The 12204-nt window shown below is 70.2% G+C and carries 11 protein-coding genes; 5 read left to right on the forward strand and 6 right to left on the reverse strand.

Going from position 1 to position 12204, the window contains the following annotated elements; translation table 11 throughout:
• Position 1 precedes the first annotated feature (1 nt).
• On the reverse strand, positions 2 to 1198 hold the full coding sequence (gene fahA, locus ACYQ77_RS19435; RefSeq protein WP_459713249.1) for a fumarylacetoacetase: 1197 nt from the start codon (positions 1196 to 1198) through the stop codon (positions 2 to 4).
• Entirely contained in the window at positions 1195 to 2070 is an 876-nt protein-coding gene (locus ACYQ77_RS19440; protein WP_459713958.1) for a hypothetical protein, read from the reverse strand. The genes fahA and ACYQ77_RS19440 overlap by 4 nt, the downstream gene beginning before the upstream one ends.
• 70 nt (positions 2071 to 2140) lie before the next feature.
• Between ACYQ77_RS19440 and ACYQ77_RS19445 the strand changes: the two genes are divergently transcribed.
• Both ACYQ77_RS19445 and ACYQ77_RS19450 read left to right on the forward strand, forming a co-directional pair.
• A complete protein-coding gene (locus ACYQ77_RS19445; RefSeq protein WP_459713250.1) occupies positions 2141 to 3319 on the forward strand; it encodes a homogentisate 1,2-dioxygenase in 1179 nt (392 codons plus the stop codon).
• 70 nt (positions 3320 to 3389) lie between these two features.
• A complete protein-coding gene (locus ACYQ77_RS19450) occupies positions 3390 to 5624 on the forward strand; it encodes a PQQ-dependent sugar dehydrogenase (protein ID WP_459713252.1) in 2235 nt (744 codons plus the stop codon).
• A gap of 3 nt (positions 5625 to 5627) precedes the next feature.
• Here ACYQ77_RS19450 and ACYQ77_RS19455 read toward each other — a convergent pair whose 3' ends face one another.
• Positions 5628 to 6257: a LysE family translocator gene (locus ACYQ77_RS19455; protein WP_459713254.1), complete on the reverse strand. Its 630-nt coding sequence runs from the start codon at positions 6255 to 6257 to the stop codon at positions 5628 to 5630.
• 65 nt (positions 6258 to 6322) lie between these two features.
• Here ACYQ77_RS19455 and ACYQ77_RS19460 point away from each other — a divergent pair, with 65 nt between their 5' ends.
• Complete coding sequence (locus ACYQ77_RS19460; RefSeq protein WP_459713256.1) at positions 6323 to 7099, forward strand: DUF2470 domain-containing protein; 777 nt, start codon at positions 6323 to 6325, stop codon at positions 7097 to 7099.
• Here the strand turns inward: ACYQ77_RS19460 and ACYQ77_RS19465 are convergent.
• Complete coding sequence (locus ACYQ77_RS19465; RefSeq protein WP_459713258.1) at positions 7082 to 7330, reverse strand: helix-turn-helix domain-containing protein; 249 nt, start codon at positions 7328 to 7330, stop codon at positions 7082 to 7084. The genes ACYQ77_RS19460 and ACYQ77_RS19465 overlap by 18 nt on opposite strands.
• A gap of 54 nt (positions 7331 to 7384) precedes the next feature.
• Between ACYQ77_RS19465 and map the strand changes: the two genes are divergently transcribed.
• A complete protein-coding gene (map, locus tag ACYQ77_RS19470; RefSeq protein ID WP_459713261.1) occupies positions 7385 to 8152 on the forward strand; it encodes a type I methionyl aminopeptidase in 768 nt (255 codons plus the stop codon).
• On the forward strand, positions 8149 to 8610 hold the full coding sequence (locus ACYQ77_RS19475; protein ID WP_459713263.1) for a GNAT family N-acetyltransferase: 462 nt from the start codon (positions 8149 to 8151) through the stop codon (positions 8608 to 8610). The genes map and ACYQ77_RS19475 overlap by 4 nt, the downstream gene beginning before the upstream one ends.
• A gap of 656 nt (positions 8611 to 9266) precedes the next feature.
• Here the strand turns inward: ACYQ77_RS19475 and ACYQ77_RS19480 are convergent.
• Complete coding sequence (locus ACYQ77_RS19480) at positions 9267 to 9773, reverse strand: O-acetyl-ADP-ribose deacetylase (RefSeq protein ID WP_459713265.1); 507 nt, start codon at positions 9771 to 9773, stop codon at positions 9267 to 9269.
• Positions 9774 to 12182, reverse strand: a complete 2409-nt coding sequence (gene ligD / locus ACYQ77_RS19485; protein WP_459713267.1) for a DNA ligase D — start codon at positions 12180 to 12182, stop codon at positions 9774 to 9776.
• Positions 12183 to 12204: the final 22 nt, after the last annotated feature.

Here is a 12204-nt window from a genome sequence, read left to right on the forward strand (position 1 = left end):
GTCAGACCGCCGGGACTACCTTGCCGGTCACCGGGGCGATGCCGACGGTGGAGCCGTCCTCGCCCGGTGCGGTCGCGCTGATCACGACCTCGTCGCCGTCCTCCAGGAACGTCCTGGTGTCGCCGTCCGCGAGGGTGATCTTCTCCTGGCCGCCCCACGACAGCTCGAGGAAGCAGCCGCGCTGGTTCTTCTCCGGGCCGGACACCGTGCCGGACGCGAACAGGTCGCCCGGCCGGACGGTCGCGCCGTTCACCGTCATGTGCGCGAGCTGTTGCGCGCACGACCACGACATGTCCGAGAACCGCGGCCGCGACACCACCGTGCCGTTCCACTCGACCTTCAGCCGCAGGTCGAGGCCCCACGGCGTGTCCTCGACCAGGTACGGCAGCCGGGGGTGGTCGAAGTCGGGGACCGGCACCCGCGCCACCGCCAGCGCGTCGAGCGGGGTGACCCACGCCGAGATCGACGTCGCGAACGACTTGCCGAGGAACGGTCCCAGCGGCTGGTACTCCCAGCCCTGGATGTCGCGTGCCGACCAGTCGTTCACCATCACCACGCCGAAGATGTGCTCGGCCACCGCCGACGTCGGCACGCGGCGGGCGACCGGGCCGCCGCACACGAACCCGACCTCCGCCTCGATGTCGAGCCGGCCGCTGGGGCCGAAGTGCGGACCGGACGAGCCGCGCCGCTGACCGTGCGGGCGTTCGACGTCCGTGCCGGACACGACGACCGTGCCGGACCTGCCGTGGTAGCCGACCGGCAGGTGCGTCCAGTTCGGCAGCAGCGGCTCGCTGTCCGGCCGCATGATCCGGCCGACATTCTCCGCGTGGTAGCGCGACGAGTAGAAGTCCACGTAGTCGCCGACGGTGAACGGCAGCGCCATCCGCACGTCCGCCAGCGGCACCAGCGTCACACCGCGCGGCGCGGACGTCTGCGTCACGAGCGTGACGAGCCGGGCCCGCAGCGCGCTCCACTCGGCCCGCGTCGCCGCCAGCAGCGGGTCCAGCGACGGGCCGGCCACCAGGTCGGCGAGGTCACCGAGGTCGTGCGCGACCGAGCGCAGCGGCAGTGCGTGGTCACCGAGCCGGACCGCGACCTGCGGGCCGTCGCCCGCGTCGACCACGCCGTACGGCAGGGTCTGCGGGCCGAACGGCTGGTCACGCGCGAAGGCCGGGTCGCGCACCCACGTCGCGGTCACAGCAGGCCCAGTTCCTCGAGGTCGGCGACCGGGTCGGTGAGCGAGCACGACCCGTAGGAGGCGAACACGCCGCGCACGGACAGTGCCTCGTGCTCGGTCATGTTCTGCGCTTCCTCGGCGAGCGCCTTGCCGTCGGTGGACGCGAGCGCCGCCCGCACGTCCTCCGCGTCGGCGCCCGCGAGCAGGCGGCCGGTGGCCATCAGCAGGTTGAGGAAGCCGTGGTGGGTGAACCCGGTGTCCTCCGCGGTGTGCCGGACCGCGTTGTGCAGGCCTGCGGTCGCCTTGAACGACGCGCCACCGGTGTTGATGACCTTGAGGAACTCGAAGACCTCGTCCACGCTCGGGAAGTTCTCGGCGGACAGCCCGCCGCAGCGCAGCTTCGGCCAGCTGCCGTGCTCGATGACGCGCTGGATGCCGTCCAGCCAGCCCGCGCCGCCGCGGCGCGGCTCGATCACCCGGATCACGTCCTCCGGCACGAACTCGGAGACGCGTTCGAGCCACACCTCGTCGACGTCGGACGGGGCGGGCATCTCGACCATGCGCAGCGCGAGCAGCTCGGCTCGCGACTCGACGATCGACAGGGCCTTCGGCACGCCACCGAGTCCGGTGTCGATGACGAGGGACAACTCCACTGGCTTGCCCGGCTTCACCTTGATCAACTCGGTGATGAGCTCGGGCAACCGGGAGGCGGGGCACAGGAAGAGCCCCACGAGGTCGGCGTGGTCGCTCGATCTGCCTTCGAGGTGCAACCGCACCGCGTCGGGCACGGTCGCGTTGCCGGGCGGGAACAACGCGGCGTCGTCGATGAGACGGGCGAGCAGGGATGGCACGTCCCGCTGATCCGATGCGGGCTGGGGTGCGGCGCTTGACACGGCTGACACGCTAGTAGCGTATCGGCAACTGAACAAAGATGTCCGACTATCGGACGTTTCGGAGAGGCCAATGCCTTACTACCGCAGCGTCGGGGAGATCCCCCGAAAGAGGCACACACAGTTCCGCTCACCGGACGGCAGCCTGTACGCCGAGGAGCTCATGGGCGTGGAGGGCTTCTCTTCCGACTCGGCTCTGCTCTACCACCGCCACCTGCCGACGGCGATCGTGAACGCCGAGGTCGTCGAGGACTTCCGCGGCAAGCTGACGCCCAACCACCCGTTGAAGCCGCGGCACTTCCGCACCCAGGACCTCAAGGCGGAAGGCCAGCACGAAGCCGACGCGGTGACCGGTCGGCGGACCCTGTTCGGCAACAACGACCTCACGATCGCGTTCGCCATCGCCTCCGCGCCGAGCCCGCTGTACCGCAACGCGGCCGGTGACGAGCTGCTGTACGTCCAGGCGGGCGCCGCCACGATCGAGACCGTCTACGGCGCCCTCGAGGTCACGGACGGCGACTACGTCGTGCTGCCGACGTCCACGACCTACCGCGTGCTCCCCCACGGCGAGGCGCGCCTGTACGTCATCGAGGCGACCGGTCACATCGGCCCGCCGAAGCGGTACCTGTCGACGAAGGGCCAGTTCCTGGAGCACGCGCCGTACTGCGAGCGCGACCAGCGCGGCCCGTCCGAGCCGCTGCTGGCCGACGGCACCGACGTGCCCGTGCTGGTCCGGCACCGCGCAGGCCTCACGCGGTTCACCTACGCCAATCACCCGTTCGATGTCGTCGGCTGGGACGGCTGCCTCTACCCTTGGGTGTTCAACATCCGCGACTTCGAGCCGATCACGGGCCGCGTGCACCAGCCGCCGCCGGTGCACCAGACGTTCGAGGGCCCGAACTTCGTGGTCTGCTCGTTCTGCCCGCGCAAGGTCGACTACCACCCGCTGTCGATCCCGGTGCCTTACAACCACGCGAACGTCGACTCCGACGAGCTGATGTTCTACGTCGGCGGGAATTACGAGGCACGAAAAGGTTCCGGAATCGGCATCGGTTCGCTGTCCTTGCACCCATCCGGATTCACTCATGGCCCCCAACCGGGTGCCGCGGAGGCGTCCATTGGTGCGGACTATTTCGACGAAACCGCCGTCATGGTGGACACGTTCCGGCCGCTCGACCTCGGCGAAGCGGCCATGACCTGCGAAGACCCCGCCTACGCGTGGTCGTGGTCGGGGCGCGGACCGGGTAGCTGAATCGGGTGAAACGGGACGGCCGCACGGGCCGACTCTCCTGGCAGCGAACTGCCTGGATTGGGGGAAGCCCGTGCGTACCCGCCTTACTTCAGCGCGCCCGAAAACAGCTCTGGTCGCCGCGGCAGGTCTCGTCGCCGGATTGCTGACCGCGCTCACGCCGGTCACGAACGCGGCGGCCGCGGTACCGGCCGGATTCACCGACACCGCGGTGATCAGCGGCCTGACGTCGCCGACGAACGCGGTGTTCGCGCCGGACGGCCGCGTGTTCGTCAGCGAGAAGAGCGGCCTGGTCAAGACGTTCGACTCGCTCGCCGACACCACCGCGACGATCACCGCCGACCTGCGCACGCAGACGCAGGACTTCTGGGACCGCGGCCTGCTCGGCCTCGCGCTCGACCCGGCCTACCCGGCCCGCCCGTACCTGTACGTCCTGTACACCTACGACGCGGAACCGGGTGGCGCCGCGCCCCGCTGGGGTGACCAGTGCCCGACCCCGCCGGGGGCCACCGACCAGGGCTGTGTCGTCACCGGCCGCCTGTCGCGGCTGACGCTCGGCACGGACGGCGTCGCGACCGGCGGTGAGCAGGTGCTGCTCACCGACTGGTGCCAGCAGTACCCGTCGCACTCGATCGGCACGGTCGCGTTCGGCCCGGACGGCAACCTGTACGTCGGCGGCGGTGACGGCGCGAGCTTCAACTTCGCCGACTGGGGCCAGCGCGGGAACCCGTGTGCCGACCCGCCCAGCCCGGCGGGGACGAACCTGGCGCCGCCGGACGCCCGCGGTGGCGCGCTGCGGTCGCAGTCGCCGCGCCGCCCGGCCGGTGAGCCGGTGACGCTCGACGGCGCGGTCACCCGCGTCAACCCGGACACCGGCGCGCACCAGATCGTCGCGTACGGCCTGCGCAACCAGTTCCGCTTCGCGTTCCGCCCCGGCACCAGCGAGATCTGGGCCGGTGACGTCGGCTGGAACACGTGGGAGGAGATCAACCGGATCACGGACGTGTCCGACGCGGCGGTCGAGAACTTCGGCTGGCCGTGCTACGAGGGCGCGGGCCGCCAGTCCGGCTACGACGGCGCGAACCTGACGCTGTGCGAGTCGCTGTACAGCGTGGGCCAGACCGCCCCGTACTACGCCTACAACCACAGCGCGTCGGTCGTCACCGGCGACGGCTGCCCCACCGGCGGCTCGTCGATCGCGGGCATCGCGTTCGAGACGACCAGCAACTACCCGGCCGCCTACGACGGCGCGCTGTTCTTCGCCGACAGCTCGCGTGGCTGCATCTGGGCCATGCAGCGCGGCTCGAACGGCCTGCCGAACCCGGCGACGATCGTGCCGTTCGTGACCGGTGTGAACGCGCCGGTGCAGGTGCTGACCGGCCCCGGCGGCGACCTGTACTACGTGGCGCTGGGCGCCGGCCAGCTGCGCCGGGTGAGCTACCCGACGGGCACGAACCAGCCGCCGACGGCGGTGGTGACGGCGAACCCGACGTCCGGCAACGCGCCGCTGACCGTGCAGTTCACCGGTTCCGGGTCGACGGACCCGGAGGGCGGCGCGCTGACCTACGCGTGGGACCTCGACGGTGACGGCGGCTACGACGACTCGACGGCCGCGAACCCGACCTACACGTACCTGACGCAGGCGTCGGTCACGGCCGGGCTGCTGGTCACCGATCCCGGCGGCCTGACCGACACGGAGTCGGTGGTGATCACGGTCGGGAACCCGCCGTCGAACGCGCCGGTGGTGACGATCGACAACCCGACCGCGGCGACGCAGTGGAGCGTGGGCCAGACCATCCCGTTCGCGGGCCGGGCCGCCGACGCGCAGGACGGGAACCTGCCGGCGTCCGCGCTGTCGTGGCAGCTCACGTTGCAGCACTGCACGACGTCGACGAACTGCCACGCGCACAACGTCCAGTCGTGGAACGGCGTCGCGTCCGGCAGCTTCGTCGCACCGGACCACGAGTACCCGTCGTTCCTGGACCTGACGTTGCGGGCGACCGACTCGGACGGCAACACGACGTCCCAGACGGTGCGGCTGAACCCGCGCACGGTGACGCTGACGTTCCAGTCCAACCCGACCGGCGCCCGGCTGGTGGTCGGCTCGGTCGAGCAGGTCGCGCCGTTCACGCGGACCGTGATCGTGGGGTCGAGCAACTCGGTCAGCGCGCCGAGCCCGCAAAGCCTCACGCTGGGCCTGCGGTTCCGCTTCTCGAACTGGTCGGACGGCGGGGCGCAGACCCACAACATCACCGCGCCCGCGAGCCCGGCGACCTACCGGGCGAACTTCAGCCTGTGCCTGTGCTGAGGCCTACTGGCTGATCGCGATCCGCACACCGATCCCGACCAGCAGGGTGCCCATCACCGCGTCGATCGTCCGCCGGACCTTCGACGCGGTGAGGAACCGCCGCAGCGCGGTGACCACGTTCGACAGGACCGTGAACCAGACGAGCGAGGTCCCCGCCGCGACGGCGGCGAGGATCGAGGTGTCGGCGACCGTCGCGTCGTGCGGCAGGAACTGCGGCCACAGCGCGAGGAAGAAGACCGCGACCTTCGGGTTGAAGATGTTGGTGAGCAGGCCCTGGCGGTAGGCGACGAACGCGCTGCGCCGGGTCTGCTCGGCGGCCGGCTCCTTGGTCTGCTCGTAGCCACCGCGGCGCGCGGCGAGCAGCGACTGGACGCCGAGCAGCACGAGGTAGGCCGCGCCGACGAGCTTGACCACGGTGAACGCGACCGCGGACGCGGCGAGCACCCCGGCGATGCCGACGGACGTCACGACCGCCCACACCAGCACGCCGGACGCGATGCCCGCCCCGCACGCCATGCCGGCGCGACGGCCGCCGGACAGCACGCTGCGGAGCATGATGACGAAGTCGGGGCCGGGCGACATGGCGGCGAGGAGGATGACGCCGGCGAGGGCGAGGGCCTGGGTCACGGTCACGGCGCCAGCCTACCGATTGTTCTTCGGGAAGAACTTAGGTTACCCTAACTCCGGGGAGGTGCTCCTTGACCGATCGACCGCCGACGCCCAGCCCGGGTGAGCGCGCCAGGACGATCGCCGCGCGTGGCCCGGCGACGTTGCTGCCACCTGGGCAGTCGCTGCCGCCGACCGGCGCGGTGACGGACCGGGTGACGCCGCTGCTCCACCACGTGCACGACGACGGCGTCGTGTCGGTGCTCCTGCCCGACGACCACCAGCTGCCGACGGCACTCGCGGACGGCGTGCTCACGTCGATGATCGAGATCGTCGACATGGCGCCGGTGCCCCTGCGGGAGCCGGTGCGCGGGCTGCTGTGGATCACCGGCCGGCTGTCGGCGCTGCCGCTGCCCGCCGCCCGCGGGGTGGCGCTGACGATCGCGGCACAACGCCCCGACCCACGTCTTCTCGACCTCGGCCACGGCGCCACCCTCCTGCGGCTGACGCCGGTGTCGATGGTGATCGCGGACGCCGACGGCACGCACCCGGTCACGCAGTCGACGTTCGCGGCGACCGACCCGGACCCGTTCTGCCACGAGGAGGCGGGCTGGCTGCGGCACCTCGAGCTGTCGCACACGGAGGTCGTGCACACGCTGCGCCGCCACCTGCCGGAGCGGCTGCAGGGCGGGCACCTGCGGCCGCTGGGCCTGGACCGCTACGGCCTGCGCCTGCGGGTGGAGGACATCGACGGCGACCACGACATCCGGCTCGCGTTCTCGCGGCCGATCAGCACGCTCGCCGAGCTGTCCGACGAGCTGCGCAGGATGGTCGGCTGCCCGTTCCTGGCGCTACAGCACGGGGTCTAGCCGCAGGTCGAGGGCGTCGAGCGAGACGTCGACGGCACGCGCGATGGCGACCACGGTGAAGAACGCGGGCGTGGGGATGCGCCCGGTCTCGATCTTGCGCAGGGTCTCGACGGAGATCCCGGCCTGCGCGGCGACCTCCACCATCGAGCGGTCACCGCGGGCCGACCGCAGGATCTCGCCGAGGCGGAGGCCACGTTCACGGTCCTGCTCACTCAACGGGGGGCGCACCATGGCTCCAATACTAATCCCGTGATAGAAATACCGGGATAGTTATTGGGAGGAAGCATGGTGGAACTGAAGACCCGGGCGGAGCTCGAGGTCATGCGCGAGGCGGGCCGGGTCGTCGGGACCGCGCTGGCGGCGTGCCGGGACGCGGCCGCGGTGGGGGTGTCGCTGCTGGAGCTGGACGACGTGGCGGCCGGCGTGCTGTCGGACTTCGGCGCGACGTCGTCGTTCCAGCACTACCACCCGCACTTCGCCCCGACCCCCTTCCCGCGCGTGATGATCACGTCGGTGAACGACGTCATCGTGCACGGCATCCCGTCGGCCTACCGCCTGCGCGACGGCGACCTGCTGAGCATCGACTTCGGCGCGAGCCTGGGCGGCTTCCACGGCGACGCGGCCGTGTCGTTCGTGGTCGGCGAGGCGGACCCCGCGGACGTGGCCCTGGTGGAGACGACGGAGAAGGCGCTGCACGCGGGCATAGCGGCGGCGCGGGTCGGCGGCCGCCTGGGCGACATCTCCCATGCGGTGGGCGAGATCGGTCGCGCGGCGGGCTACGGCATCCCGGAGGACTTCGGCGGCCACGGCGTGGGAAGGCGCATGCACGAGGACCCGTCGGTCCCGAACGAGGGCAAACCCGGCCGGGGGCTCCGCCTGCGCGAGGGCCTGGTACTGGCGATCGAGCCGATGTTCATGGCAGGCGGCCAGGACAAGTACACGATCGACGACGACGGCTGGTCCCTGCGCACGGTGGACGGCAGCCGGGCAGCACACTTCGAACACACGGTGGCGATCACCGCGGACGGCCCGGTGATCCTGACGGTGCCATGAGCCAGATCGACCGGGCAACGACAACGGACGCGGGCGAGATCATGACGGTGCAGCGCGCCGCGTACGTGTCCGAGGCGCAGTTGTACGACAATCCGCACTTCTCGGCGCTGTCGGAACCGCTGGAGAGCGTGCGGGCGGCCATCGAATCGGAGATCGTCCTGGTCGCCCGGGTGGGTCCCCGCATCGTGGGCGCCGTGCGGGGCAGGGTCGATGGCCCGGTCTGCCACGTGGAACGCCTGGTGGTGGCCCCGGACCAACAAGGCAAAGGCATAGGCCGACGGCTGTTGCTGGCGGTGGAGGAACACGCACCGGCATCAGTGCGGCGGTTCGCGCTGCACACAGGCGATCGCAGCACCGCCAACTTGGCGCTGTACCGAAAGGTGGGCTACGAAACGGTCCGAGAGGAACGGGTCGCGCCCACACTGTTCTTGGTACACCTGGAAAAACCAGCGACCTGACCCAGGCGCCCACACACAGCCCGCCCGGATGCGAAACCCCACCCGATCCCGGGGGCCACCCGCCTTGCCAGTCTACCAGCAGACACCGACAAAACCAGCCCACGACAGCCACCTGTGGACAACTCCACCACCTGTGGACAACTACCCCAACCGTCCACACCGGACGACAGCAAGGCCGAAAGGGCGCAAGCCCCACCACACAGGGACTGCCTGCCTGCCATCCCGTCGACCTGGCGAAGCCCGATCACACCGGGTCAAGGGGGCCCGAAGCACGAACCAACCACATGCCCAAAGCCGCCGGGCCCCCTTGACGCGGTGTGATAGCCCTCCGGGAGGTCGACGGGATGGCAGGCAGACAACGGACACCAGTCCTTGCCAACCCAACCCCGTGCAAGACCCCCGCCATCCCGGAGACCAGCCCGTCCGGCGAGGACCCCCCGGAGGGAAAACCCCGCGCAAGGCACACCACCAAACCCGGGGAACACAAACCGCCACAACGGCACTGACCAGCGAAAACGCCCCACCCAGTACGTACGGACAGCCCCCACCACTCCCGGGGGCACCCCGCTGTCCAGTCTACCGGTGTCCACCGACAGGGGGACTGATGTCGATCTTGGCTGTGGACAACCACGGCACCTGTGGACAACTCGCGGACGCTATAGCTGTGCGCTGAACGCCTTGTATGCATGGTCATCGAAGAGGACGAAGCGGACCAGCGTCACCGGACTGTTCCGCAGCACCTCTTTCACCGCCGCCACGGCGATTTCCGCTGCCGACTCGACCGGCCAGCGGTACACGCCGGTCGAAATCGCCGGGAAGGCCACTGTGGACGCGCCCAGCTCCGCCGCCACCCGCAACGAATTGCGGTGGCAGTCCGCCAGCAGCACCGATCGCTCCTCCGACGACGACCACACCGGACCCACCGTGTGGATCACCCACCTCGCCGGCAGCCGGCCCGCGGTGGTCGCCACCGCCTGGCCTGTCGGGAGGCCACCACCGTACTTGCTTGCCCGCAGTGCCCGGCACTCGTCGAGGATGTCCTTGCCGCCCTTGCGGTGGATGGCGCCGTCGACGCCGCCGCCTCCCAGCAGCGACGAGTTCGCCGCGTTCACGATGGCGTCCACCTGTTGTTCGGTGATGTCGCCGCGCACCGCCTCGATCATCTACAGCTCCGGGAGTTTCGGGCGTTTCTTCGCCAGCAGTGGTTTCAGCAGGTCCCCGAACTCCTCCACGCGGGTCAGGACGTTCTTCGCCGTGAAGGTCAGGTCGTTCGGGTGGCGGCAGTTCGCCACCTCGTCCCACGTGATCGGGGTCGACGCCGTCGGGGTGTCGCGGCCGCGCAACGAGTACGGCGCGATCGTCGTCTTGTAGCGGTTGTTCTGGCTCCAGTCGATGAACACCTTGCGTGGCCGCAGGTCCTTCGCCATCCGCGCCACGATCAGCTTCGGGTGTTCGCTCGCCAGGTGCTCCGCCACCGCTTTCGCGTACTCCGACGTCTTCTCCACCGCCGACGTGGTGATCGGGGCGTACAGCTGCATCCCCTTGTTGCCACTGGTTTTCGCGTACGCCTTCAGGCCGTGCTCCGCCAGCACCTTCCGCAGTTCCAGCGCCACTTCGCAGCACTCGACGATCGTCGCCGGCGGGCCCGGGTCCAGGTCGAACACCAGCAGGTCCGGCGTCAGCCGCTCCCCCGCTTTGTCGACTTTCCACTGCGGGATGTGCAGTTCCAGCGCCGCCATGTTCGCCGACCACACCAGGCTCGGCAGGTCGTTCAGCACCACGAAGTCCAGCGTCTCGTTGCCCTTGGTGCTGCCCGGCGTCTCGATCCGCACCTTCCGCAACCACTCCGGCGCGTGCCGGGCCGCGTTCTTCTCGAAGAACGGCTGGCCCAGCACGCCGTCCGGCCACCTGCGTAGCGTCACCGGGCGGTCTTTCAGATGTGGCAGCAAGAACGGCGCGATCCGGCTGTAGTAGTCGATCACCTGCGCCTTGCTGAAGCCGGGGTACAGCGGTTTGTCCAAGTTGGACAGACGCAGGCGCTTGCCCTCCACCTCCACCAGCACGTTCTGCGGCTGCGGCTCGTCGTCCGGTTCCTCGTCGGTCCACGGTGGCTCGTCGTCGGCCGCCGCGCCGGGCATCGCTTCCGGTTCCAGGTCCGCCGCGTCCTTGTCCGAGCGCAGGCCCCGCCACGACGGCGCGCGCAGGCGGCCGTCCGGTGTCCAGTTGCGGAACTCCACCTCGCCGACCAGTTCGGGTATCACCCACGTGGCGCCTTTGGCCCGTTCTCGTGGCACCTCGTTGAAGAAGGGGTTCTCCTTGCGCACCAACGGTTTCAGCCGATCGTGCAGTGCGGCGAGCGCCTCGTCGGTGAAGCCGGTGCCCACCTGGCCCACGTAACGCAGGCCCGCGTCCGTCGGCACACCCAGCATCAGCGAGCCGATCGAACCCGCGCGCCTGCCCTCCCCCGGGCGCCACCCGCCGACCAGCACCTCCAAGGTCAGGACCTCGGTGATCTTCACCCAGTCGGCGGTCCGTCTGCCGGGGTAGTACCGGGAGGACAGCCGTTTCGCGATCACGCCCTCCAACTGCTGGTCCCGTGCCGTCTCCACCACCGCGGCGCCGTCGCCGGTGAACGACGGGGACAGGTTCCAGTTCGGTCCGCGCAGCTCGAGCCCTTCGAGCAGGGCGCGGCGTTCCGCGAGCGGGAGGTCAACGCACGACTTCCCGTCCAGGTGCAGCACGTCGAAGATCAGGTACGTCACCGGGACCGAGTTCGCGAGGCTGCGTGCCTGCCGGTCGTTCTGGACGTGCATGCGCTGCTGCAGCGCCGGGAAGCTGGGCCTGCCGTCCTTCAACGCCACGATCTCGCCGTCCAGCCAGACCTGCGTCGCACCCAGCTCCTCGCCGAGTATCCGCAGCTCCGGGTAGGTGACCGTGATGTCGTTGCCCTTGCGGGAATGCAGCCGCAGCCGGCCGCCCTCGACGCGGGCGAGCGCGCGGACACCGTCCCACTTGAACTCGTACGACCAGTCGGACTCGTCCTCGGGCAGCGTGCCCGGCGACGCCAGCATCGGCTCGACCAGCTCCGGGAGCCGCTCGAAACCGGCCTGCAGCGGCGGCTCGGAACGGCGGACCATCCAGTCCTTGGCGTCCTTGCCGCTGCGGAAGAACGTGTACCTGCCCTTGGCCCGTTCCCCGTCGAAGACGACCGCGACCTCGCGGTCGGACCACTTCAGCGTCTCGTAGCGGCCGCGGTCCCAGATGAACATCCGGCCGCCGCCGTACTCACCCTTCGGAATCTCCCCGGAGAACGTCGCGTACTCCATCGGGTGGTCTTCGGTGTGCACCGCCAACCGGATGTCACCGGGCACGTCGGGCAGCCCGCGCGGCACCGCCCAGGACACGAGCACGCCGTCGCGTTCCAGCCGCACGTCCCAGTGCAGCCGGGTGGCGTGGTGCTCCTGGATGACGAACGTGTCGTTGTTGCCGGTCGGCAGCGGCCCCTCGGCGGGGACGGGCTCCGGGGTCTTCGCGGCGTCCCGCTTCTTGCGGTACTCGTCGAGGCCGGCCATGCCCTATTCGTACCCGGGAAAC

This window comes from Actinophytocola sp. KF-1 (genome assembly GCF_054661535.1).

Coding starts and splice junctions, on each gene's coding strand:
- ACYQ77_RS19465 (WP_459713258.1), bottom strand. CDS start 7,330: ATGGTGCGCCCCCCGTTGAGTGAGCAGGACCGTGAACGTGGCCTCCGC.
- ligD (WP_459713267.1), bottom strand. CDS start 12,182: ATGGCCGGCCTCGACGAGTACCGCAAGAAGCGGGACGCCGCGAAGACC.
- ACYQ77_RS19445 (WP_459713250.1), top strand. CDS start 2,141: ATGCCTTACTACCGCAGCGTCGGGGAGATCCCCCGAAAGAGGCACACA.
- ACYQ77_RS19475 (WP_459713263.1), top strand. CDS start 8,149: ATGAGCCAGATCGACCGGGCAACGACAACGGACGCGGGCGAGATCATG.
- map (WP_459713261.1), top strand. CDS start 7,385: ATGGTGGAACTGAAGACCCGGGCGGAGCTCGAGGTCATGCGCGAGGCG.
- ACYQ77_RS19480 (WP_459713265.1), bottom strand. CDS start 9,773: ATGATCGAGGCGGTGCGCGGCGACATCACCGAACAACAGGTGGACGCC.